Raw genomic sequence first — 345 nt, forward strand, 5'->3', positions numbered from 1 at the left:
TTGGGGCTGTGTACGTTGGTTGTGCTGGTTGAACTAGAGCCTCGCCTTCATGACCTGACTCTTGTGTACCTTGAGTACTGATTGGGGCTGTGTAGGCCGGTTGCGTTGGTTGAACTAGAGCCTCGCCCTCATGATCTGACTCTTGTGTACCTTGAGTACTAATTGGGGCTGTGTACGTTGGTTGTGCTGGTTGAACCAGGGCCTCACCCTCATGACCCGACTCTTGTGTACCTTGAGTGCTAATTGGGGCTGTATAAGACGGCTGCTCTGCTTGGACTAGGGATTCGCCTTCATGACCTGACTCTTGTGTACCTTGGGTGCTAACGGGTTCTGTATAAGTCGGTT

1 protein-coding gene is annotated in these 345 nt (G+C 51.9%); it reads right to left on the reverse strand.

Going from position 1 to position 345, the window contains the following annotated elements:
• Nucleotides 1-345, reverse strand: a 345-nt coding sequence (locus tag HMPREF2628_RS10905; RefSeq protein ID WP_180364274.1) for a hypothetical protein, incomplete at both ends; no start/stop codon positions are given.

It is taken from the genome of Streptococcus sp. HMSC063B03 (assembly GCF_001836965.1).
GTDB lineage: Bacteria > Bacillota > Bacilli > Lactobacillales > Streptococcaceae > Streptococcus > Streptococcus pneumoniae_F.